Source organism: Exiguobacterium chiriqhucha RW-2 (assembly GCF_000416965.1).
Classification (GTDB): domain Bacteria; phylum Bacillota; class Bacilli; order Exiguobacteriales; family Exiguobacteriaceae; genus Exiguobacterium; species Exiguobacterium chiriqhucha.
Window position 1 is genome coordinate 673,382 of record NZ_ATCL01000020.1, and the last position, 22,786, is coordinate 696,167.

Consider the following 22,786-nt stretch of genomic DNA (forward strand, 5'->3'; position numbering starts at 1 on the left):
CCAAGGAGAACAAGTCCATGACTAGCACTATAAACGTAATCGATGAATTCGCATCTTATACAGATTGGCTAAATACGTTAGAGAGATTGGATGAATCGATGTGGGAAAAGCCAATTGCGACCGACAAATGGTCAATCAAAGCAATCGTCCTTCACATTGCCCATTGGGATAACCATCTGTTGAACGTCATCATTCCAGCGGTGAAGACCGGGGAAGGTATGATTTTCCCTGAGTTCGACTCGTTTAACGCGCGAGCGACCCAAAAAGCGAAGCGTCTCTCGGGAGAAAACGTGCTCCAGTTAGCCAAAACGAGTCGAAGTTCGCTCATAGAAGCGCTTCAGTCATTAAGTCAAGAGACGCTGACTTCGCACACGACGGCGAACGGGGTAACCCATTGCCCGCATCACGGTGTCCCGTATACGCTCGCCTATATCGTCACCGAGTTCATCGAACATGACCGGCACCACCAGCAGCAAATCGACGCCCTATTGGGAAGAACATCTTGAAGAGACGAGCGAAAGTACGCGGTGTCAGACGAAGACTGAAACGGTTGCGCCTGCATGTCAACGAACAGACCCAATCGTTCCCGACGACGTTTCATGACGGGTATTGGCATAACAAAATCCCGATTGATCAATCGTTCTTATCGTCTGTACAGGATAACAGCCGGATTCAACGTGCGATTATCGAGGTGATGATGGAAGGGGCCTCACGTCTCGTGCATAACCGAGAAGAGGAGCGGTACCAGGTCGTCGTCTTACTCGATTTGCCGACGCTTTGGCAGTCCGAACTCCTCGTGTTTGAAAGCGATGCACGACTGAAGGCGTTTATGGATCGGGATACATCAGAGCAGACGTGGACGCGGTTGCCTAACGATTGCGTATTCCTACAAAGACTCGACCTGTCAGCGGACGTCGAGGTGCATCGGTTCCACGAACTGATTCAAGATGAAGATTATATGCATAGTGGAGAAGTCTGGTTGCTCGTACAGTGAGCGAAACTGGCATGATATAGCGAGAAATAGCATTCATAATGTTCTACTGTTTATAAAGAAATCCGTTAAATGAGAGGAGAAAGAAATATGTTCCGCCACCTCACAACATTCGCTTTAGCCGGGATCTTCACGCTCGCTGCTACGTCGGCAGCTGCGGCGCCGACAGAACGATCAGCGGAGCGTTTCGCTGAAGAACATTTCGAGTCAATCGTCCTCGACCATATCGAAGGAGACGACCCGAGTAACTATCACTTGACGGAAAGTCGCGCCATCTCGTTCGGTTCGCTCCATGAAGTGATGATTGCCGCGCAATCCTGTTATTCGTCGGACGAAATGTGTACGTTCGTCTCGAGTAAGGAGTACGTATCAGCCGTCCTACAAGATGGGGAGCCGAGAAATGTCATCGGGACGTACGAGCAAGAACCGGGCCTCTTCGCCTTCTCCACGTTCGGGTATGGTGACGAGTTGGCCATTGCCTTAGCTGATGTGTCCGGTACATTGGTCCATTCCGCGCGAGAGAATGCCTGGTTTGACTATGATGGAAAGACGTTGACCGCCTTGACGACCGATGCGAAACGGTTCATCGACGGAGACACGATCACGCTCGAGATGTATCAGAAACGCTTGGTCGAGACACAATCCAACACCGAAGCGCAACCAGGAGATGCGCTTACTGGTGGTTCAGGTGACGTTCAGACGACAGAGCCAATATCATATTGGATGCTCGGACTCGCGTTGTTGGCGGTGCTCCCGCTCGCTTATCTTTTTTACCGAAGGCGATGGAGAAAGTGAAATGTAAACGTCAGTGATTGATTTAAAGCGAAAACCGCTCGTCTGAGCCACACAAAAACACCGCTCCACGCAAATCGCGTAGAGCGGTGTTTTCACATGTACGGCCCGTTCGCCTGAACGACGAACTGTGAGTGTTCGTAATGATACGTGATGCGTGAATAATCGAACGGCTTCCCGTTCGAAAGATGGAAAATCGTCTCGATGCGGAGCGTCGGGTCGTCCGTCTGTAAACCTAGATAGCCGGCTTCCGTCTCAGTCAGTCGACCGACCTGCATGTACATGTCCGAAAAGCCGATGGTGACACCGAGTGCGCCTTGTACGTAATCGAAGATCGAGTCGGCGACGATTTCTCGGTTCAAATACGGAACGATCGCCTTCACATAGTACGACTCCTCGTAACAGAACACCTCGCCGTCGACGAAGCGGACCCGCTCGACGCGATAGACGTCATCTGTCACGTCGATGCCAAGGTTCTGTGCGACCGTCACGTCCGGTTTCGTGACCGAGACGTCGAGCACGTCCGACGTCAACACCCGGTCACCGAGGTTACTCTTGAACCCTTGTGTCGAGAACAGACTCATATAGCCCGGCCGGTTGTGGCGCCGGACGAAGATGCCGCTCCCCCGTAATTGAAAGATGACGCCTTTTCGCTCAAGCAATTCGAGTGCTTTCGTGATCGTACTCTTGCTGACGGCATATTGGCTCATCAACTGCTCGAGGACGGGCAGTTTATTTCCTTGCTTCAAATCATGTTGATTGATGTACTGTTCAATCTCTGCTGCCACTTGTTGATATTTAAGCACGCTCATCCCTCATCTACTTAAAAATGTTGCCTTCATTATACCACACACATGTCTACGAAACGTTCACAAACTATTTATTGTATCGCTATTGATTAATTGTACCGGTACAATTATAGTAAGGGTGTACAAAATGTAAGCGTTACATCAAAGGAGGGTTTTCAGTTGAGTAAAGTTCGGGATTATTCAAAGCTGGCTCGGGATATTTTAGAGGCCGTCGGAGGGGAAGACAACGTCATCAATGCGGCGCGCTGTGCGACGCGACTCCGCCTCGTCTTGAAGCGGTCGAATCCGCAAGCGAAAGAACAAGTCATGGCGATGCCAGGTGTCATCACGGTCGTCGAGACGGGTGGCCAGTTCCAGGTCGTCATCGGGCAGCATGTCGGGGAAGTGTTCGATGAGTTCACGAAACTGGTGCAAATCGAAGGGACTGAGGTCGAAGACGGAAACAAGGGGACCGTCCTTAACCGCATCATTGCGACGATGTCCGCCGTATTCGCACCGTTCATCTATATCTTGGCCGCAGCCGGGATTTTGCAAGGGGTACTCATCATCACGACATTGTTGTTCGACGGTTTCGCCGAGACGGGGACGTACGAAGTGTTCAGCTTCATCTCATGGGCACCGTTCACGTTCTTACCGATTTTCATCGCCATCACGGCATCGAAACACTTTAAGACGAACACGTTCATCTCCGTCGCAGCCAGTGCGGCCTTGGTCAGTCCGACATGGGCCGAGATGGCGGCTCGCATCACGTCAGGGGAGACGATCAGTTTCCTCGGTCTCGCCTTGTCAGGTACGACGTATACGTCATCGGTATTGCCACCGCTCTTCCTCGTCTGGATCTTATCTTACGTCGAGCGGTTCTTGAACCGACACATGAACGAGGTCATTCGTCCTCTGTTCGTACCGTTCTTCAGTTTGGTACTCATGGTGCCGCTCACGATTCTCGTCATCGGACCGATCACGACGATGGGTGCGGTCGGAATCGCCAACGGCTACAACTTCTTGGCGGAGAACGCCCCGATGCTCGCTGGTGCGATTATCGGTGGTCTCTGGCAAGTCATCGTCATCTTCGGGGTCCATTGGGGTGTGACGCCGATGGTGCTCGCAAACTTCGATTTGTATGGCCGTGACTCGTTCCAGGCATATCAGACGATTGCCGTCATCGCCCAAGTCGGCGCCGTCCTCGGTGTCATCTTGAAAGCGAAGAGCCAAGAAATCAAAAAAGTCGGTGTCTCGGCTGGGATTACTGGACTATTCGGAATCACGGAGCCTGCCATCTACGGGGTGACACTCCGCTTCAAGAAACCGTTCATCTTTGGATGTATCTCGGGGGCCGTCGGAGCCATCGTGGCCAGTTTCTTCAACCCGTATTATTTCGCTTACGCCGGTCTCCCGGGTCCGCTCACCCTTGTGAACGGAATCAGTGAAGACGTGCCGACCTCGATTTGGGGACTGTTAATCGGGACAGCAATCGCCATTATCCTTCCGGTCGTCTTGATTCAAATCTTCGGTTTCGGAGAAGACACAGCCAAACAAGTGACAGAAGTGACGGAAACACCTGCGACGGCAGAAGCGAGTGCGACGCTCGTCCAGGAAGAGACGATTGCTTCACCGCTCTCTGGAAAAGTCATCGCCTTGAGCGATGTTCCGGACGATGTATTCGCCTCCGGGGCGATGGGGAAAGGTTATGCCGTCGAGCCAGACGGGAATAAGGTCATTGCACCGTTTGACGGGACGGTCGTCATGATCGCACCGACGAAACATGCGATCGGTCTCCGTTCGAACACGGGAATCGAGTTGTTGATTCACGTCGGTCTCGATACGGTGACGCTCGATGGGAAACCGTTCACCGTACACGTCAAAGACGGGGATAGCTTTAAAGCGGGCGATGTGTTGACGACGTTCGACCGTGACATGATCGCTGCACATAATATTTCAAGCATCACACCTGTCATCGTGACGAACAGCGCGACATACGCTGACGTACTCGTCCAAGCAAGTAATCAGACAGACACGACGACACCAATGCTCACGATTGTTAATCAATAAGGAGGAACTATTATGAAGACATTACCAAAAGACTTTCTATGGGGCGGCGCGCTAGCTGCCCACCAATTTGAAGGCGGCTGGGACGCCGACGGCAAAGGGCCGAGCGTCGTTGACGTGTTGACAGCAGGCGCCCATGGTGTCGCGCGTCGTATCACAGACAAGGTCGAGCCGGACGAGTTTTATCCGAACCATGAAGCGATCGACTTCTACCACCGTTATAAAGAAGACGTCGCGCTCTTCGCCGAGATGGGGTTGAAATGTCTCCGCACATCGATCGGCTGGAGCCGGATCTTCCCGAACGGCGACGATGCAGAGCCGAACGAAGCCGGTCTTCAATTTTACGACGACTTGTTCGACGAACTGTTGAAGCACGACATCGAGCCGATCATCACATTGTCTCACTTCGAGATGCCGCTTCACCTCGCTCGTGAGTACGGCGGGTTCCGCAACCGTAAAGTCGTCGACCATTTCGTCCGTTTCGCCGAGGTGTGTTTCGACCGCTACAAAGACAAGGTCAAATATTGGATGACATTCAACGAGATCAACAACAAGATGGACGTCAACAACCCGCTCTTCTTATGGACGAACTCTGGCGTCATCGTCGAAGATGGGGAGAACGCCCGTGAAGTGATGTATCAGACGGGGCACCATGAGTTAATCGCGAGCGCGCTCGCCGTCGCAAAAGGGAAAGCCATCAACCCAGACTTCGAAATCGGGGCGATGGTATCACACGTTCCGATCTATCCGTTCTCGTCGAACCCGGACGATGTCATGCTCGCTGAAGAAATGATGCGTCAGCGTTACTTCTTCCCGGACGTGCAAGTGCGCGGGGTCTATCCGAGCTACGCCTTGAACGAGTTCGAGCGTGAAGGCTATTCCATCCCGTTCCTCGATGGGGACGAAGAGATTTTGAAGAATGGGACCGTCGATTACCTCGGTTTCAGTTACTATATGTCGACGACCGTGAAGAGTGACGTCGTCGCCGATAACAGCGGCGACATCGTCAACGGTGGTCTACCGAACGGCGTCGAGAACCCGTACATCAAGTCGAGCGATTGGGGCTGGTCAATCGACCCGGTCGGTCTCCGCTATGTGCTCAACCGGTTGTACGACCGCTATCAAATCCCGCTCTTCATCGTCGAGAACGGATTCGGTGCTGTCGATGAGATCGTCGACGGGAAGATTCATGATGCGGCCCGCATCGACTACTTGAAGGCGCATATTGAGCAGTTGAAACAAGCGGTCGTCTATGATGGCGTCGACTTGATCGGCTACACGCCATGGGGCATCATCGACATCGTCTCGTTCACGACGGGCGAGATGAAGAAACGGTACGGTATGATTTATGTCGACCGTGACAATGAAGGCAACGGCTCGATGGAGCGGATGAAGAAAGACTCGTTCGATTGGTATAAGCATGTGATTGAAACGAACGGGGAAGCGCTCGCGTACGAGCCTTCGAAGTAAACGAAAATACCTCTTGAAGACAATTGTCTTCAAGAGGTATTTTTCTGTGCTTACGTCGTTTTCGGTTTGACCGCCACCCACACTTCGCTATAGACGTTTTCCGACGGTCCGTCATGTTTCGTGAACGAGATGCTTGGCAAGTCTGCCAGTTCGTAGCCCGACGTCGGCAGCCATTCGGCATACGTCTTGGCCATCGTCTCCTGGAGCGTCTCCGGGAACGGGCCGGTATTCGGGAAGACGGCCCACAGGTTCGACTCGATCGTAATCTGTTCAAGATCCTCGTACGGATTATCTTGTGTCGTCGCGAAGCCAATCATGTGCGTGAGTGAACCCGTTTCGTCCAAATAGCCTTCATCGAAGTCGTACGACACGTTGAGCACTTGATTTGGATAAAGGTCCGCCAATTGATGCATCTCGCTTCGCTGTTGCTCCGTGATTGACTGCGCCAACTCGACGATGTCATGATTCACGCCTTCGAACTGAATCGGGACGCGTTTGGACACGCCGACGACGTTGAATGAAGATTTGTGTTCTAATTTGAATTCCATTGAAATTCCTCCTTTGATGTCGATGAAGAAAGTGAATTTCGGGAATGACTTTTGAATCTTGTTCTTGATCACTTCAGACGGTAAAAAGCCACACCAGTCTCGAAACGCTCGAGAGAACCCGTCGACGGATTGGTAGCCATACGTATACGCCACGTCCGTGACCGATTTCCCATGAATCAAGTCCTTATTTGCTTCTGACAGCCGACGATTTCGGATGTATTCATTGAGCGTCATCCCGGCCATATAGGAAAACATGCGTCGAAAATGATAGTCGGACACCCCGACGATGCGTGTGATATCCTCACTCGTGATGTCTTCTGTTAGATGTTGATCGATGTGGTCCATCAATCGGTTCAGTGATTCAAGCATCAGTATTCCCTCCTTTCTGCATTCATCATACTTCGAACATCGTAGGGGCACTCGATGATTTTGATACGGATATCATCGGATAGAAGGCATCACTGGTTGTAGCCGATGAACATCGTGAACATGATGAGGATGACCGATGACGTCATGAGTAGGAACGCAAGCGAGCTCGCGAACACGAGAAAACCTTTGGAGAAGTGGCGTCGTCGTTTCCAAATCCCGATGACGAACACCACGTTCAGAATGAGAAATAGTGCGAGCAGCAGTAACGGGAGGGCCCGGTCCTGCATCAATATAAGTAAGTCCATAGATGTTACCTTCCTTCAACTATTTTTAAAAATCAGGGGATTCATCATAACTGCCCTTATAATAAACAAGAATTAATACGCATATCGTTTGTTACCAAGGAGGAAACAACTATGAAGAAGCTACTTCGTGCGACCCTCGCGGGCATCGCGTTGTTCACGCTGAGCATCGCGCCGTCAGAAACCGTGGACGCCGCACCGAAAAAATTTAAGAATTGCACCGAACTGAATAAGACGTACAAAGGCGGTGTCGCCAAAACGAAGACGACGAAAAACAAAGGCGGGAAGACGAAATACAAGCCTTACGCCAACAGTTCGTTATACGAAGCGAACAAATCAAAAGACCGTGATAAGGACGGCATCGCCTGCGAACGCTAAGAGATGAGAGGACAATCGTCCTCCGTCTCTTTTTTAGTTATTGAAACGGTACGATACGTCTCCCGCAGCATTGTAGCCGGTGATGGATTCAATCGATTCGATTTGGTCGACGAGCACGAACCAGACATCATTCCCGGCCTTCGTCTTCAACAGTTCCGGTTCGAACCGTTCCCCGTTCAACTCGACGAAGACTCGGGTCGTCTCGCCGTGGTTCATCCCGTAAAGGATATCGTACGGGGAACATGCTGACGGATCTCCGCATGATTGGCCGAAAGTCGACCACGTGATGCCTGCTTCGGACAGCGATTCAGATGTAATCGACCGAACCTGATTGTCGACAGTAAGTTCAAGACCTATGCTTTGCGCAACCGGCTCGTCGCTCCATTCCTCGACGGTATAACTGTTCGTGAAAAAGCGAAGACTCATGTCACGGTCATCAACGGGGTAAGTGAGAATCGGTTCCGCTCCCTCGGGCAACTGTAGCTGCTTCGTCGAATCAAATGCCCAGGCCACTCCGGCATATACCAACAATAAGCACACAAGAACGAGGACAATCTTTTGCTGACGGTTCATGACAGACCGCTTACTTTCTCGACTTGTAAAAACTGTCGCACTTGTTCAATCGGGAACGCTGGATTCCAATGGACGAAGTGGCCGCCTGTCATTCGTATGTAAGTGATCGGCAGCTCATGCCGTTGCAGGTCCATCATGGCTGACTTCGTCACTCGAGCTTCTTTGTCGTCCAGTCCGACAAAATCGCCGTAAATAAGCAAGGTCGGGACTTGAAGTGATCGCATGAGCTGCGGCACGTCAAGGTGATAGAAGCCGAACAACAGATTCAATCCGCCTCGTCCGAGTTTGGCCGGGTCGTTCAACGCACGTCGAATCTCGTCTCGTTCAGTGAGACCTGTCTGTGCGCAGAAAGCCTTAACCTGTTCCTCTGTAACTGGAGATGTACCTTCATCTGAAATGACCTTCGTCTCGATTTTCCGGACGAGTCGAGGTCCGAACAGACGATAAAGTCCGCTCAGGAGCGGGACGGCCAGGCCGAACACGCCATATTCTCTCAACGGAACGCGTGGGAACGCCTTATGGCCTTGGTCGAGCAAGACGAGCCGCTCCACTTGCTTGGGATAATGCGTGGCGAAAGCGAGACCGACCGCGCCGCCGAGCGAATGCGCCATAACGTGTACAGGTCCGAGTCGATGTGTGACGACGTAGTCGTTGACCCAATCCGCCAACTGTTTGGACGTCACAACTCGATTGATTCCTTCACTTCGCCCGAACCCTGGCAAATCCAGCAAATGCACCTCGAAGTCGTCGCGTAGCGCCTCAGCGAGCGATCGGCCTTCTTCTCCGGTGAATCCTCCAGCCGGTAAAAATATAACGGGACACCCGTTTCCCATCACTTCAGTATAATAATGACGCAATCGAATCCCACCTTCCAACTCCCAATATCTGTATCTTTTCATTGTACGTGACTGACAACTTTAACAGAAGCAGATTCTTCCAAACAGAGATACGTTTTCCTCCAAATCCGGGTATAGACTAATGACACGTGAGTAAATTGCACTTGTCGTTTTCTCTGTCGTTCTTGAGTTGTCTCAACAAGGAGGAATGCGGTGTGAAATTATCGGGTAGAACGGCAATTGTCACCGGGGCGGGGTCAGGCATGGGACGGGCCATCGCCAAACTGTTTGCCGAGGAAGGGGCACGCGTCGTCGCCGTCGACATGAACGGGGACTCTGTCGAGGCGGTCGCCTCAGAGATTAAAGCGAGCGGTGGGGAAGCCGTCGGCGTCGCCGGGAACGTCACGAAGCAAGAAGATATCGACAAGATGGTCGAGACGGCGACGAGCACGTTCGGCTCGCTCGACATCTTGGTCAACAATGCCGGCATCATGGACAACTTTTTGACCGTCGGCGAAGTGACCGACGAGGTATGGGACCGTGTCATCGCCGTCAATTTGACCGGACCGATGAAACTGGCCAGGGCCGCGATCACCATCATGGACAAGCAAGAAACGGGAGGCGTCATCATCAATAACGCCTCGGTCGGTGGCTTGTTCGGGACACGCGGCGGTGCCTCGTACGTCGCCTCGAAGCACGCACTTATCGGCTTGACGAAAAATATCGCCGCCACGTACGGTACGTTCAACAAGATTCGGGCCAACGCCATCGCACCGGGCGGGGTCAATACGAATATCGGCGCCACCATCACCGCGCCGAGCGAGCTCGGGATGCGGGCCATTCAAGGGGCAGGGGAGGCACCGATGGGTGAACCGGAGCAGATCGCCAAGGTCGCGTTGTTCCTCGCCTCCGACGATTCGAGTTTCGTCAATGGTGACGTCTTGAAAGCAGACGGCGGTTGGACCGCCCGTTAACGAGAAAAGCCGACACGTGCGTGTCGGCTTTTGTTATGTCTTCTGCTTGCGAAACGCGAGCGGCGTTCGGTTATGTACTTTCTTAAACGTCTGCACGAAATGGCTCACGCTCGTAAAGCCAAGCCGGTTCGCTACTTCAGCGACCGGACTGTCCGTCTCACATAACAGACGTGCGGCCCGCTGCATCCGGACGTCTTGGACATAGGCGAGCGGCGATGTGTCCCCCCATTTTGAAAAGTAACGGCAACATTCCGCCCGGCTCAGTCCACCGGCAGCGGCGATGTCTTCGAGCGACAGCTTCATCGTGTCATGGTCGTGTATATAGGAAATCATGCGTTGCATGCGCTCCTGTCCATGCCGCCTCGTCACGGGCGGCCGTTGAATCCAATAGCGCCAGACGACGACAAGCTGCAGTGTCGCATCGAGCAACGCGAAAGCCGAGTCTTTCTTTAAACTCCTGATTACTTTATGAAGCGTCTCGAGGATGGCTTTGTCACCCGGTTCAGCCGGATGCAGCATGTGATGGCCAATCTTCTCGATGAACGGTGTGACGTATTGCTCCGCGAGCGGCGGTGCCACCAAGTCGAACGGGTCGACATGAAGCATCTTCATGTGAAACGAGTCATCTGTCCGTTCGACTTTTGTGACCTGTCCGCGGTCGAGCATCAATGCCATTCCGGCCCGAAGCCTTGAACGGGTACCGTTGATCCGGACCTCGACTTGACCTTGGGTGACCAGCCAGATTTGAAACTGTTCATTAGTCGTGAATCCGATCTCCATCGTCCGTTCGGTCCACGACTGGACATCAATCATGTCTGCTTCGACTTTCATCCCTTCACCTCAACAATCAAACATTTATTTCAGTTTCACACCGGGTGGAGACTTCGTTTTCTCGTTATCAAGCGTCAATCCAGACATTTCGACCACATCTCCGTTGGACAGTGCGAACAAGTTTCTTCTATATAATGGCGTCAGAAGATGAACCAGCCCGTGATACCGGCGTGCACCAAGATGGCAATCGGGACACCGATCCGAAACATCGGCTTCAACGTCTTATGACGGAAGAGGCGCATCGCGAGATAGGCGCCGAATGCCCCACCGATCCAGACAAGAATGAGCAGCGTTCGTTCTGAAATTCGCCATTCCCCTGATTTCGCACGGCGTTTATCGAGGAAAAATGACATAAACGCTAGTAAATTAGTCACAATGTAATATAGCAGTAATAGTTCCAAAGACTAAAACCTCCTTTCTCTTCTCCTTAGTATAGACGAAAATGGCTCAACAAAGCCATTTGTATTTGGATTGTAAAAAATCAGATTCCTCTCATCTCGCTGAAAGCTTCTGTAACTGAACTGATATCACTCTCATATCAGGCTGTAACGGCAGTGAAATATACAGGTGTTACAGTAAGGGGGCGTTAGAAAAGGGAGGAATATTCTTATGAAAAAACCACTATTGACACTAACGGCACTCGCTGGCCTTAGTTTAGGAGTCGCTGCTCCAGCTTCGGCAGCATCAACACACACAGTTCAGTCTGGGGATACACTTTACCGTATCGCCGTGAACAACAACGTATCTGTAAATGATATCAAACAAGCGAACGGCTTAAACTCTAATATGATTTATCCAAACCAAGTATTGAAGCTTGCGAAGTCAGAAGCTAAAGCTTCAAGCGCTTCAAAAACGTATACAGTTAAAGCAGGCGACACGTTGTATCGCATCGCGACAAACAACGGCGTATCTGTCAACCAATTGATGACATGGAACGGTCTTAAATCAGATCTTATTTTCCCTGGTCAACAATTCTCTGTAAAAGGTGCCAACGCAGCATCGGTTGCAAACAGTGCACCAGCCGCTAAACCAAAAGCATCAACATCTGCACCAGTGACGAAACAGTCTACGTCTACAACGCAAACCCAAGCTCCGGCTTCAGGTAAGACGATGACTGTGGAAGCAACGGCTTACACGCCATACTGTGCAGGATGCTCAGGAATCACGGCAACAGGAATCGACGTCCGCTCGAACCCGAACCAAAAAGTCATCGCGGTTGACCCTTCAGTCATCCCACTCGGCTCTAAAGTATGGGTTGAAGGCTACGGCGAAGCAATCGCTGGAGATACTGGCGGCGCCATCAAAGGTAACAAAATCGATATCTTGATGCCGACACAAGAGCAAGCGCTCAACTTCGGTCGTAAATCAATCACAATCAAAGTCTTAAACTAATCGATTTACCCAAAAAACACCGCAGGCGCGGTGTTTTTTTGTGTTGTAGACGCGGTATCTGTAAACGAGCATTTCGTTTTGCCCATCATCGGGTAAACTAGAGGATAAAGGAGGCGTCGAGATGGTCCCAACTGAAATCATCATCAGTATTCTTGGTATCGTACTGATTGTCCTGAACGTAACGTTCGCCGTCACCATCATCTTCTTCGAGCGGCGTGACATTGGTTCGACCTGGGCTTGGTTGCTCGTGCTGTTTTTCATCCCACTGCTCGGTTTCTTCATCTACATCTTCTTCGGACGGTTAATCAAATCGAACAACTTTTATCAGGTCGACGAGGAGCGTCGTCACGAGTACGCCAAACACGTCGACGACCAATTGACCGAGCTTGATGCGCATGAAGGGCTTTTCGCCCATGACCCGCTCTTGTCAAAATATCGAAGGCTCGCCCGCTTGAACTTATCCTCCACAAATGCGCTCGTGACGTATCATAATGCGATTCAGGTCATCCATGATGGCGAGCAGAAGTTCGAAGCATTATTCCATGACATCGAGATGGCGACGCAGGAAATCAACATCCAGTACTATATCATTCAAAATGACTCGCTCGGCCAAGCGCTCATCGAGGCACTCACGCGCCGGGCCAAGGAAGGCGTCAAAGTACGTCTGCTCTATGACGCCGTCGGCTCACGGGGATTGCGACGCTCCCATTTCAAACAGCTCCTCGTGCACGGCGGCGAGGTGAAGTCGTTCTTCCCGTCACGCCTCGGTATCAACTTCCGCGTCAACAACCGGAATCACCGAAAGCTATGTATCATCGATGGGGAGATCGGCTATATCGGCGGTTTCAACGTCGGGAATGAATACCTCGGGACGAATCGTCAGTTCGGCTATTGGCGCGATGTGCATCTGCGGATGAGAGGGGAGGCGGTTCGTGAATTGCTCGAGCGTTTCCTCCTCGATTGGAACCGTGCCGTACCGACGAAACATCGGGCCGAGAAAGAAGACTTCCTTTGGCCGACTTCTCTACTCGAGACGTCCCGGTCACCGGTACAAATCGTCACATCTGGCCCGAACTCGTCGACCGAGCACTTGAAAAATATGCTCGTCAAGATGATCACCGAGGCGAAAGAGACGATTTACATCCAGACCCCATATTTCATCCCTGACGCTAGCTTCCTTGACGCCTGCCGTAACGCGCTCATGTCTGGGACGAAGATCCGCCTGATGATTCCGAACAAGCCGGATCACATGTTTGTTTACTGGGCGACGTATACGAATGCGGCCGAGCTCGTCCGCTACGGTGCCGAAGTATATACGTATGAAGGTGGGTTCCTCCATGCGAAGACGCTCGTCATCGATGGCGAGGTCGCCTCGATCGGAACGACGAACATCGACGCGCGCAGTTTCCGTCTCAATTTCGAGATCTCAGCGCTCGTCTATGACGAAGTCGTTGCCCAGTCTGTCATCGATGCATTCAATCGAGACCTCGCATGTGCCGACAGGTTAACGATTGAGCGTTATGAGACACGAACGAAATGGATCCGTTTCAAAGAGAGCGTGTCACGTTTGCTCAGCCCAATCCTTTAAAAAAGACCAGTCAGACCGTCCGGGAGTGCCCGGCGAACTGACTGGTCTCTTATTTTTTGAGCGTCTGGGTGACATGTCGTTCGAACGCCTCGACAATGGGTACCGGGGCTTCTTTCTCCCCGTACTCGGCGGCCTCGAGCCAGACGGCGAAGCGACTCCCTTCGCTGAATCCGATGCGGTCGAACCATTCCATGACCGTCTCCTCACGATGACGAGGATGGGCCTGTTCGAGCCGGCGCCCGGCATCGAGCAAACGGACGTGACGTGGGGCCCGTGTGACGCGACGGACGGCATCCGCCGCTTGATGGCGCTGTTTCGGTACCGTCACAGCCTCTTGTATCTCTTTACGGCGTTGCAAGTAGATGAACAAGGCGACCAACCCGACCAGAAGGACGAGAAACGCCAGAATCAAGAACAGTGATTGATTCGTTGCCGATTCGAGCAACGTCTCATTCGAAATCGTCTCGGCATCGATGTTCGGATTGTCAGGAACGAGAATCCGGTTGACGCGGTCGGTCGGATCCAAGTTGAACCCATCGAACCAACCCCCGATCCACACGAAGATGGGACGAATCCAGGCGACGAGGTTACCGAACAATAACTCTTTGATCGTCCGGATGATGACGGCCAGTCCGAGACCGACGGCGAGGGCGACGACGAGCGTCGACAGCATCCGTTTATAGTCACGGCGATAATATAGGCTCCGCTGCCAAAACAAGAACAAGAACGGGAAGACGATCATCGCGAGCGGCTGCGACGCCGGCGGGGACAACCAATCGACGATCAGGAAGAGCACGCTGGCGATCGCGTAACGGTCCGTCCAGTCGAGCGTCCGGATAAAGGCATGGACGTACGTGAACAAGAGCAACGTCACGCTCATCTCATAGGAAAACCAAAGGGCGGCGATGCTGAGGGCCGTCTGAACACCGAGTTGCCAGTTGCGCGGCAATCGGAGCGTCAAGAGAAAGACGAGTGGAAACGCGTGACCGACATAGAAAGCGGCAAATACCCACCAAAGTAGTCTCATCGGCCGTCACCTCCGAGCCGTAGAATCGATTGGCTGCCGCCGTATTTGGCGACTTTCCGTTCGAACAGCGACCGGGCGAGCGGGAAATCACGCTCCGATAGACAGGCGAGCGTCGTCATGACCTTGCGGAAATGCGTCTCACCGCTCCCCGGTGCGAGGTCATAGGTGATCCCTTCCTTCGTCAATGTCGGCACAATCAGCCCATAGCTCGCGTTCTCTTTCTCGAAGTCGCGGCATAGCGCCGCAGCCTGCGAAATCAACCGCTCCATCTGATGGGTGAGGGCGCGTCCGTCTTTCGTCAGCAAGTCGAGCACGACGACATATTCGTTCGCTTGGACGGGTTGCTCGGTCCGGGCGAGCAGTTCCCCCGTTTTCGCATAGGCCGACCAATACAGTTGTCGCATCGGCTGGCCGTGATACGGCGCCACTGACTGGAACGTCTCCGGGTCACGGTAGGCGCTATGACGGACCATCTCCTCCCCAGGTAACGTCGGAGGGCGCTTCGGAATCGGATAAGGCAGGAATTCAGGGAAGACATAGCCGATGCGGTCGAGCGGGTCTTCCTTATAGAGCGAGAACATACGGAGCGGGTCACGAATCTCCATACCGATCGCCTCCATGCGGATCGGTCCGCGTCGAATCGCCTTGAGCGGGAGCGTATAGGCGACGGCCGCCTCGCGTCCGACATAGTTCTCTTGGCGCCAGAAGGCGTGTTCCTCCGACTCGACGGTAGGATGGAGATATCCTGACAGACGGACGACACCGAGCGGGACAGGCGCCGTTGAAACCAATTTGATTGTATACGTCTCTTCATCGTTCGGGAACAGCTTCAGCTCGTCGGTCACTTCGACATGTACGTATTCAGCGAGCCGGAACAACAACTCCGGCATGATGAGCGCATACAGGCTGAAACCGATAATCACACTCGCGAGGAAGACGTTGCCGTATAGGGCGGTGAACACCCCGACGACGAACAAGAGCCACATATACCCGGACTCGAGGTAGCGAGGGCTGACGAGTTGCATATCACACCTCTGACGGGACCGGGATGGTCTCCAAAACGGACTTGATCAATTTAGACGGCTTCGTCTTGAGCGACGCCTCGACCGTCAAGACGATGCGGTGTCCGAGAATCGGCAAGGCGAGCGCGCGGATGTCTTCCGGTGATACGTAATCCCGTCCGTCCATATAGGCATGCGCCCGAGCCGCCATCGTGTAGGCGAGCGTCGCCCGCGGGCTCGGTCCGACCTCGATATCCCGGTGATGACGGAGCGCCTCGACGAAATCGAGGAGATAGTCCTCCATCGCCTCGTGGAACAAGACATCACGGACGGCTTGCTGCATCTCGGCAAGTTCGGTCTGTTGCAACGTGAACGGGGTCGCACTCAAATGCTCGTTCCGTAGCAACCGGCGTTCCGACTCCCGAGACAACGGAGCGAGCGACAGTTTGAACAAGAAGCGGTCGAGTTGAGCCTGCGGCAACGGGAACGTCCCTTGCCCATCGAACGGATTTTGCGTCGCGATGACGAAGAACGGGTCCGGTAGACGAAGCGACACCTCACCGAGCGTCACTTGTCGCTCCTGCATCGCCTCCAGCAGTGCCGACTGTGTCCTAGGTGTCGTCCGGTTAATCTCATCGACGAGCAAGATTGACGTGAAAATCGGTCCAGTCCGGCGTTCGAACGTGCCCGTCGTCGGATTGAACAGCTCCATCCCTAAAATGTCACTCGGTAGCGTGTCCGGTGTACATTGCACGCGTTGGAACGCGGCTGAGACCGATGTGGCCAGGCTTCGTGCAAGCGTCGTCTTGCCAGTACCAGGCCGGTCCTCGAGCAGAACGTGGCCCCCGGAGAGGAGAGCGATCGTCGACAGCTTAATCGCCTTCGACTGCCCGATCACTTGATCGTTTAAATGTGTCGTCCATTGTTGCACCATAATGTAAGTCCCCCGTCTATTTTCTGAATATTTATAAAAATCATAGCACACTCGCGGACCGAGATGGAACGCTAAAGAACGGTGTTGCTAAATATGTAGGTCGATCATGGTCAATCCGAAGAAGACGTTTTCGCTTTCTTACGGCTCGGGAACTCGATGATCAAGTAATACAAGACAATCATGCTTGTGAAAGGTTGCAGGACGCTGACCCATGTTGGCCCGTCGAACAAAATATACGTAAGTGTGATGAGAACGGATGATCCGAATAATAATTTTGAGAACATAGGCGACGTCTCTCCTTTGAATCGCAATATGGAATAGGTTGACTATACCATGTCACTTTCGCAATAACCGCCCGACAAAAAAACTGACCTGCCTGTATGAGGCAAGTCAGTCATCGTTTCGGTGTATCCAAATAGCGTTCGAAATGCCGCTCCAGCCAGTCCTGGAAGAACGACATGAACGTACAGATGCCCCAATAGATCAAGGCGACGACCAAATAGACGGTCATATAATCGAATTCCCGACCCCCGACGATTTTCGCCTTATTGAAAATCTCCGGAACCGTGATCATGGCGGCGAGCGAACTCGCTTTAATCAAATCGAGGAACACGTTCGAAAGCGGGGGGAGGGCAATCCGCGTCGCCTGAGGTAAGATGACCCCTTTCAGCGTCAACCACTTGTTCATCCCGAGCGAGCGGGCCGCCTCGACTTGTCCTGGATCGACGGCACGGATCGCAGCCCGGACGATCTCCGCGATATAGGCCGCCGAGTTCAGACTGAACCCGATGATTGCCGCCGTCAGCGCTGCGAACTCGATGCCGATGAATGGAAACCCTGAATATAAGATGAACAGGATAATCAAAATCGGTACCCCCCGCATGAACGAGATATAGAACGTCGACGGGAACCGTAGCAACCGCGACGGTGACAGTTTCCCAAGGGCGAGCACGAGACCGAGCAACAAGCCGAAGAACATGCTGACGAATGAGATCCAAAGCGTGTTCGGCAAACCGCCTAGCAGATAAGGGAATGAGCGCACAGCCAGGTCGACGTCAAAAATCGCTTCCCATTTCACACCTTCGAACATAAGTGCTTAGTCCAATTCGACGATGGTCGCGTCGACGTCTGGTTCGACCGAGACATCGGCACCGTTATAGAACGTTTCCGACAACTCTTTCACCGTGCCGTCTTCAAGCATCTCGGCAAGGACGCGATCGATGTTCTCTTGAAGCTCTGCGTTCTCCTTATCCATCAAGAACGCAACTTCCTGCGGGTTATAGGCGATATCCGGGTGAATCGTGATATCGAACTCCGGGAAGAAGGCGAGGGCGAGCGTCTGGAGATAGTAGTCGTTCAAGATGACGTCGGTCCGTCCTGTCGAGACGTCACGAAGGTACTGGTCGTTCGTGGCGTTGTCATAGATGACTTCCTCGGCCCCGTATTGACGTGCCACGTCCATGAAGACGGTTGTCGCTTCTCCAGCGGCCTTTTTGCCTTTCAAATCCTCAAGTGACTCGATCCCAGACAGGTCGCTCTTCCGAACGATGGCCGTCCCGTACGTGTACTTATATGGCGTCGAGAAGGCGAACTTCTCTTTACGGTCCTCTGTGACCGAGATATCGTTTGCGGCGACGTCAACTTGTCCGTTTTGGACGCTCGTCAACATGTTGTCGAACGCCATCTCTTTGAATTGGACCTCGAGGTCGAGGCGTTTCCCGACCTCTTTCATGAGCTCGACGTCAAACCCCGTCAACGTATCGCTATCCTCTTCCCGGAACGAGGCCGGGTAGAGTGTCCCCGCTGTACCGACCGTGAGTGTACCGTCTTCTTTGATTTCGTCCCAGCGCGAAGTTTCGGCCTGATCGGTGCTAGAATCACCACACGCCGCGAGCGGGACAGCCAGTAATAGTGATGCTGCCAAACCTTTTGTCATACGTTTCATTCAAGTTCCTCCTTAAGTTATCATCTGTCTAAAAATAGCATGACATACGCTTACAGGCAACTCCTAAAAGCGGATGAACAGCGTTAAAGTTATTTTTGAAACATAAATCCATAAAGCGCTAACATGTTGATGAATGAAGGATTCAATCGAATGACACAGTTTAGTAATTATGATGAAACAGATCAATGGATGTCGGTTTGAACAATACGGTTTAAGCAAAAATATCATCGTGTTGATCAGCCGACTCCGACCCATGTGAACTTTAATAATTCATGTATGATAGATAGTAAAGGCATATTCGTAACATATTAAAATGAGGAGAGCGGGGGGCAAATGAAAAAATGGGAGAGATGGACAGTCAATCCAGAGATACCGGCCAAACTATATCTGCAGGCTCTAATTGATGATAAAGACGGATTAAGACTCGTGTTTATGGATACGCATGAGAACACGTATACATTCTTGTTTGACGGACTAGTGCTGTCGTATCGACATACAGGCGAAGGAACGCTTATTAGAACGCTAGAACATTTATACAAACATTATGACATTGATTTTTTTAGCAATTGGACACTCTTTCAAGTGACCGATTCCAGCTATTTAAAATGGCTAGCTGAAGAATCAACAAACATTTACGAAGCGGTTTATAATATTCAGCATTACGTGTTTCTGACATCAAATGATGTAATTGAAGTGTTGTCGACAGACCCACCGACTTTGATTTCATGACCGCCATTTTACGGCTAGTCTAGTGAGACCATTTGGTTTTGGGATGGAGCGGTCATTACATTTGAAGGGAGAAAGATGCAATGGAAGAAGCACCGAACATCTCGATCAAAGCGTTAGATGAGTATTCCATCAGCGTCGTAAACGAAGCCAATAATGCGTTTCCAGTCATCGGGAAAATCATCCCGAGCTTTTGTGACGGGGTTTGGATGTATGAGGAACAGTTATATGAGAAAGCCCATGAGACGAGCTTCCCAGACGATTCACTAGACTGGCATGAATACATCAACAGTGAGGACAAACAAGTATTCTTGGCATTCGACGAGACGACATGTATTGGACAAATCCGTGTGGTGAAAGACTGGAACCGTTTTGCTTATATCGAGAACATCGCGGTCCGTGGCAGCTATCGCAACAGCGGGCTTGGGCATTTGCTGATAGAAGCTGCGCAGACGTGGGCAAAAAAGCAATCGTTGCTGGGATTGTCACTCGAAGCGCAGAACGATAACGTGATCGCGTGTCGATTTTATGCGAAAGAAGGGTTCGCGCTCGGCGGTGTCGATACGCTCAAACAGACCGGCAATCCGAGGATCGACATGACGTTGTATTGGTACAAGATATTCTGATTTTTTCGAGAGGAGAGACGTCAAATCTGACATTGAGTTTCTCTTTTTTTCTTCTAGTTAACATAACATATATTATCAGTAAAAATAAAACTCCGTCTCAATCCTTTAGTATACTTAAAGTAGTGAGACGGAATCTGAAATTTGAGATAAGGGATTCAAGATCGCGTAAATCGAATCAATGTGACACCCGGTTCCGGTTCGAACTCAGCGCTCGGTTCGAACCCGAGCTTCGTGTACAGCTTCTTGGCCGGACCGTTATGTTTTCCCGTATGCACATAGACAAGCTTGTCTTCATGCAAGCTGAGCACATGTTCGAGCAACGTCGTCGCGAGCCTCGCCCTGAAATATGTCGGATCGATACATAACTTCGTGACCTCGACCGTGTTCTCAGCCGCTTCGACCGTGATGAATCCGATCAACCGCTCGTCGTTATATAAGCCATAGCTTGTTCCTGGCAGATTTTGAATCACTTCGACCGTCTCATAACGCGCTGGAATCTCATCGAATCCGATCAGCTCGGCCTCGACTGCATAAGCGTTCCGTTGAATCTCGAGCATCTGCTCGGCCAGTTGATAATCTGTCGTCTGAATCTCGCGTAACTCCATCTGTCAGCACCTCCGGCTTATCGTGAAAATAGACGTGCTTGCTTGCGTTTGGCCCGTTTGAGTGCCAAATAGAGTCGGTGTGTCCCAGCGACGGGCTGTCCGTGCCCGACGAACGTGTGGCGCGGTGCCAGGTCGATCAATTTCTCCGCATGCTCGACCGCTGCCCGTTTGTCCCATGTCGCGACTCCCGGGAGCGGGAACAACGGGCGCACATCCCCTGCCACGGCGACTCCCCCGCGTGTCTGGAACGCGTCACCAGCAAACAAGTTCCGCTCCTTCTCATCGAAATAGGCGATGGAGCCCGGGGTATGACCGGCTGCGGGATAGACCTTCAGGCCGAACAAACGCTCACCTGGATCGAGCAACTTATCCGGCAAAGAGTGGATGGTCGGGAGCGATCCTTTTAGTTTAAGTGGCCGCTCATCCGGGTCGGTCGTCTTGTCCCCTTCAAGGAGACGGGCATCCCGACGTGAGACATATAGCTCGGCGTGCGGATGCGCCTTCAAGATGGCGTCGACACCACCGACGTGATCGCCATGGGCGTGCGTCAGCAAGATGGCGAGCAGCGGACGCTCCTGTGCCTCGATATAGGCTAAAATCGCTTCCGCATTGCGCTCGAGGGCGGTGTCGATCAAGATGAGTCCGAGCTCCCGTTCAATCAACTGGACGTTAATCGGTAATATAGGCGCATAGAATGTCAGTTGATGGACGTGATCAATCCGTGTGACTTTCATAGTATCCCCTCCCCTTAATCAAACAACGTGATCCAATCTTCTTGCCATCTAGCCTCAAAACACATATAAAGCTGTTCCTGTGTGTTCCGTGCGGTCGATAAAGGTGGTAAGTTGTCCCGCGTGAAGAACGCGACCTCGCTCGTCTCATGGCTCACCTGCGCCTCTCCACCAATCAGCTCGCATTCGATGAACAGTTTATAGTAATGCTGCGACAGCGGTGGATGGTCGTGATGATGCATGTCGAACAACGCGAGCAGCCGCACCGGTACGACATCATACCCGGCCTCTTCCTCAATCTCCTTAATGATATTTTGGGCCGGGGACAGCCCGACCTCACAAAAACCACCTGGTAACGTCCAAAGCCCGTCCGAACGCTCTTTGACGAGCAAGATTGCATCGTCCCGGAAGACGACACCACGCACATCGAGTTTCGGTGTCGGGTATCCATCGACGTGCGTCAATTTCGTGACCTCCTCCAAGGCGAGGTCTGACTGTCGTTCGAACATCTCGGTCGCGATTCGTTGGAGCTCGACGTAACGTTCGCGATCGAACTCGTCTTTCGTAAACGTCAAGCCAGCCTGTGCCAGCGCCTGGAGCCGTTTGGCCCAGTCGAGCCATTGAGACATAGTGATCCCTCCATGATTTATCCTCTTATCCCATTCGCCATACAATGGGCTTGTTCCTTTTAGCAATACCCGCTCCCATAAGAAAGTACCTATCCTCCCCGTGATATACTGAAGTGAGAACAGTGGCAAAGGAGGAACGATATGTCGATGGCAGTGTTATCCCAGTTCAAAGAAGACTTGGACGGCTATACCGAACGGCAGTTGCGCTATCAGGCAGCAGCAGACGTCTGGTCAATCGGGCAGATGTACGACCATATCATCGTGGTGGCCGAGGAATATGCAGACGAGATTGAACGGTGTCTCGCTTCACACGAAGAGCAACCGCTCGGAAAGACCGAATTCGGTGAACGATTGTTTCAGGCCGGTGGGTTCCCTCCGATTAAAATCCGTTTACCTGATGAGATGAACCAACCTCCGAACAACACGGACAAGCGTGAGACTCTCGAGCGACGACTCGACGAGTTGTCTGCGCGTTTGAAGCGACTTGAACCGCTCGTCCGCTCAGCTAACCGTGACGTCAAAGCCCGGCATGGTGGTTTTGGCTGGCTGAACGCACAGGAGTGGTACGACCTCATCGAGATGCATACCCGGCATCACTTGCGCCAACAGGCCGATTTGGAGCGCTATCTGATAGAGGCCGAGCTTTGAATCCATAAGAAAAAC

At 52.2% G+C, this 22,786-nt stretch carries 28 protein-coding genes; 12 read left to right on the top strand and 16 right to left on the bottom strand.

Annotation, left to right across the window (positions count from 1 at the left end; genetic code table 11):
- The first annotated feature begins 17 nt into the window (after positions 1-17).
- The 3 genes from M467_RS27565 to M467_RS27575 all read left to right on the top strand — a co-directional run bounded on the left by M467_RS27565 (position 18) and on the right by M467_RS27575 (position 1,786).
- Positions 18-506 carry a DinB family protein gene (locus M467_RS27565; RefSeq protein ID WP_031200241.1) on the top strand — a complete coding sequence of 163 codons (489 nt, stop codon included), beginning with the start codon at positions 18-20 and terminating at the stop codon, positions 504-506.
- A complete protein-coding gene (locus M467_RS27570; RefSeq protein ID WP_158406028.1) occupies positions 503-994 on the top strand; it encodes a DUF3916 domain-containing protein in 492 nt (163 codons plus the stop codon). Before M467_RS27565 ends, M467_RS27570 begins: the two co-directional genes overlap by 4 nt.
- An 87-nt stretch (positions 995-1,081) precedes the next feature.
- The gene (locus M467_RS27575; protein WP_021067439.1) at positions 1,082-1,786 is read left to right on the top strand and encodes a hypothetical protein; all 705 of its coding nucleotides are present in this window, start codon (positions 1,082-1,084) and stop codon (positions 1,784-1,786) included.
- Positions 1,787-1,878: 92 nt separating this feature from the next.
- Here the strand turns inward: M467_RS27575 and M467_RS27580 are convergent, their stop codons facing one another.
- Positions 1,879-2,589: a GntR family transcriptional regulator gene (locus M467_RS27580; protein WP_021067440.1), complete on the bottom strand. Its 711-nt coding sequence runs from the start codon at positions 2,587-2,589 to the stop codon at positions 1,879-1,881.
- 162 nt (positions 2,590-2,751) lie between these two features.
- Between M467_RS27580 and M467_RS27585 the strand changes: the two genes are divergently transcribed.
- Together M467_RS27585 and bglA are read left to right on the top strand one after the other, a co-directional pair.
- Positions 2,752-4,641, top strand: a complete 1,890-nt coding sequence (locus M467_RS27585) for a beta-glucoside-specific PTS transporter subunit IIABC (RefSeq protein WP_021067441.1) — start codon at positions 2,752-2,754, stop codon at positions 4,639-4,641.
- Positions 4,642-4,653: 12 nt separating this feature from the next.
- Positions 4,654-6,108, top strand: a complete 1,455-nt coding sequence (gene bglA / locus M467_RS27590) for a 6-phospho-beta-glucosidase BglA (RefSeq protein ID WP_021067442.1) — start codon at positions 4,654-4,656, stop codon at positions 6,106-6,108.
- Between the two features lie 50 nt (positions 6,109-6,158).
- On the opposite strand, the gene M467_RS27595 is transcribed toward bglA, so the two are convergent.
- Both M467_RS27595 and M467_RS27600 read right to left on the bottom strand, forming a co-directional pair.
- A complete protein-coding gene (locus M467_RS27595; RefSeq protein WP_021067443.1) occupies positions 6,159-7,025 on the bottom strand; it encodes an AraC family transcriptional regulator in 867 nt (288 codons plus the stop codon).
- Between the two features lie 89 nt (positions 7,026-7,114).
- On the bottom strand, positions 7,115-7,330 hold the full coding sequence (locus M467_RS27600) for a hypothetical protein (RefSeq protein WP_021067444.1): 216 nt from the start codon (positions 7,328-7,330) through the stop codon (positions 7,115-7,117).
- 111 nt (positions 7,331-7,441) lie between these two features.
- On the opposite strand from M467_RS27600, the gene M467_RS27605 reads away from it, so the two are divergent.
- Positions 7,442-7,705, top strand: a complete 264-nt coding sequence (locus M467_RS27605) for an excalibur calcium-binding domain-containing protein (RefSeq protein ID WP_021067445.1) — start codon at positions 7,442-7,444, stop codon at positions 7,703-7,705.
- Between the two features lie 33 nt (positions 7,706-7,738).
- Here the strand turns inward: M467_RS27605 and M467_RS27610 are convergent, their stop codons facing one another.
- The gene (locus M467_RS27610) at positions 7,739-8,278 is read right to left on the bottom strand and encodes a hypothetical protein (RefSeq protein WP_021067446.1); all 540 of its coding nucleotides are present in this window, start codon (positions 8,276-8,278) and stop codon (positions 7,739-7,741) included.
- Positions 8,275-9,135, bottom strand: a complete 861-nt coding sequence (locus M467_RS27615) for an alpha/beta fold hydrolase (protein WP_021067447.1) — start codon at positions 9,133-9,135, stop codon at positions 8,275-8,277. The genes M467_RS27610 and M467_RS27615 overlap by 4 nt, the downstream gene beginning before the upstream one ends.
- A gap of 194 nt (positions 9,136-9,329) precedes the next feature.
- Between M467_RS27615 and M467_RS27620 the strand changes: the two genes are divergently transcribed.
- Positions 9,330-10,088 (top strand): glucose 1-dehydrogenase, encoded by a 759-nt coding sequence (locus M467_RS27620; protein ID WP_021067448.1) that lies wholly within the window; start codon positions 9,330-9,332, stop codon positions 10,086-10,088.
- A 33-nt stretch (positions 10,089-10,121) separates the two neighbouring features.
- Here M467_RS27620 and M467_RS27625 read toward each other — a convergent pair whose 3' ends face one another.
- Both M467_RS27625 and M467_RS27630 read right to left on the bottom strand, forming a co-directional pair.
- Entirely contained in the window at positions 10,122-10,919 is a 798-nt protein-coding gene (locus M467_RS27625) for an AraC family transcriptional regulator (RefSeq protein ID WP_021067449.1), read from the bottom strand.
- A 140-nt stretch (positions 10,920-11,059) separates the two neighbouring features.
- The gene (locus M467_RS27630) at positions 11,060-11,320 is read right to left on the bottom strand and encodes a DUF1294 domain-containing protein (RefSeq protein ID WP_021067450.1); all 261 of its coding nucleotides are present in this window, start codon (positions 11,318-11,320) and stop codon (positions 11,060-11,062) included.
- Between the two features lie 208 nt (positions 11,321-11,528).
- Between M467_RS27630 and M467_RS27635 the strand changes: the two genes are divergently transcribed.
- Both M467_RS27635 and cls read left to right on the top strand, forming a co-directional pair.
- Positions 11,529-12,311, top strand: a complete 783-nt coding sequence (locus tag M467_RS27635) for a LysM peptidoglycan-binding and 3D domain-containing protein (RefSeq protein WP_021067451.1) — start codon at positions 11,529-11,531, stop codon at positions 12,309-12,311.
- A gap of 121 nt (positions 12,312-12,432) precedes the next feature.
- On the top strand, positions 12,433-13,899 hold the full coding sequence (gene cls, locus M467_RS27640) for a cardiolipin synthase (protein ID WP_021067452.1): 1,467 nt from the start codon (positions 12,433-12,435) through the stop codon (positions 13,897-13,899).
- A gap of 49 nt (positions 13,900-13,948) precedes the next feature.
- Here the strand turns inward: cls and M467_RS27645 are convergent, their stop codons facing one another.
- The 6 genes from M467_RS27645 to M467_RS27665 form a co-directional block, all read right to left on the bottom strand.
- The gene (locus M467_RS27645) at positions 13,949-14,926 is read right to left on the bottom strand and encodes a hypothetical protein (RefSeq protein ID WP_021067453.1); all 978 of its coding nucleotides are present in this window, start codon (positions 14,924-14,926) and stop codon (positions 13,949-13,951) included.
- Positions 14,923-15,951, bottom strand: a complete 1,029-nt coding sequence (locus tag M467_RS27650; protein ID WP_021067454.1) for a DUF58 domain-containing protein — start codon at positions 15,949-15,951, stop codon at positions 14,923-14,925. The genes M467_RS27645 and M467_RS27650 overlap by 4 nt, the downstream gene beginning before the upstream one ends.
- A gap of 1 nt (position 15,952) precedes the next feature.
- Positions 15,953-16,861 carry an AAA family ATPase gene (locus M467_RS27655; RefSeq protein ID WP_021067455.1) on the bottom strand — a complete coding sequence of 303 codons (909 nt, stop codon included), beginning with the start codon at positions 16,859-16,861 and terminating at the stop codon, positions 15,953-15,955.
- Positions 16,862-16,971: 110 nt separating this feature from the next.
- A complete protein-coding gene (locus M467_RS31755; protein ID WP_021067456.1) occupies positions 16,972-17,145 on the bottom strand; it encodes a hypothetical protein in 174 nt (57 codons plus the stop codon).
- Between the two features lie 110 nt (positions 17,146-17,255).
- Positions 17,256-17,951 carry an amino acid ABC transporter permease gene (locus tag M467_RS27660; protein ID WP_021067457.1) on the bottom strand — a complete coding sequence of 232 codons (696 nt, stop codon included), beginning with the start codon at positions 17,949-17,951 and terminating at the stop codon, positions 17,256-17,258.
- A 6-nt stretch (positions 17,952-17,957) separates the two neighbouring features.
- Positions 17,958-18,806 carry a transporter substrate-binding domain-containing protein gene (locus M467_RS27665; protein WP_021067458.1) on the bottom strand — a complete coding sequence of 283 codons (849 nt, stop codon included), beginning with the start codon at positions 18,804-18,806 and terminating at the stop codon, positions 17,958-17,960.
- A 333-nt stretch (positions 18,807-19,139) separates the two neighbouring features.
- Here M467_RS27665 and M467_RS27670 point away from each other — a divergent pair, with 333 nt between their 5' ends.
- Positions 19,140-19,535 carry a hypothetical protein gene (locus tag M467_RS27670; RefSeq protein ID WP_021067459.1) on the top strand — a complete coding sequence of 132 codons (396 nt, stop codon included), beginning with the start codon at positions 19,140-19,142 and terminating at the stop codon, positions 19,533-19,535.
- A gap of 80 nt (positions 19,536-19,615) precedes the next feature.
- Positions 19,616-20,158 carry a GNAT family N-acetyltransferase gene (locus tag M467_RS27675; protein ID WP_021067460.1) on the top strand — a complete coding sequence of 181 codons (543 nt, stop codon included), beginning with the start codon at positions 19,616-19,618 and terminating at the stop codon, positions 20,156-20,158.
- A 155-nt stretch (positions 20,159-20,313) separates the two neighbouring features.
- Here the strand turns inward: M467_RS27675 and M467_RS27680 are convergent, their stop codons facing one another.
- Genes M467_RS27680 through M467_RS27690 form a run of 3 tightly spaced genes read right to left on the bottom strand, consistent with a single transcriptional unit; the run spans position 20,314 to position 22,123 of the window.
- Positions 20,314-20,763 (bottom strand): GNAT family N-acetyltransferase, encoded by a 450-nt coding sequence (locus M467_RS27680; protein ID WP_021067461.1) that lies wholly within the window; start codon positions 20,761-20,763, stop codon positions 20,314-20,316.
- Between the two features lie 17 nt (positions 20,764-20,780).
- Positions 20,781-21,497 carry an MBL fold metallo-hydrolase gene (locus M467_RS27685; RefSeq protein WP_021067462.1) on the bottom strand — a complete coding sequence of 239 codons (717 nt, stop codon included), beginning with the start codon at positions 21,495-21,497 and terminating at the stop codon, positions 20,781-20,783.
- A 14-nt stretch (positions 21,498-21,511) separates the two neighbouring features.
- Positions 21,512-22,123 carry an NUDIX hydrolase gene (locus M467_RS27690; protein ID WP_021067463.1) on the bottom strand — a complete coding sequence of 204 codons (612 nt, stop codon included), beginning with the start codon at positions 22,121-22,123 and terminating at the stop codon, positions 21,512-21,514.
- Positions 22,124-22,270: 147 nt separating this feature from the next.
- Here M467_RS27690 and M467_RS27695 point away from each other — a divergent pair, with 147 nt between their 5' ends.
- Positions 22,271-22,771, top strand: coding sequence for a DinB family protein (locus M467_RS27695; protein WP_338041856.1), 501 nt, complete (start codon positions 22,271-22,273; stop codon positions 22,769-22,771).
- Positions 22,772-22,786 lie beyond the last annotated feature (15 nt).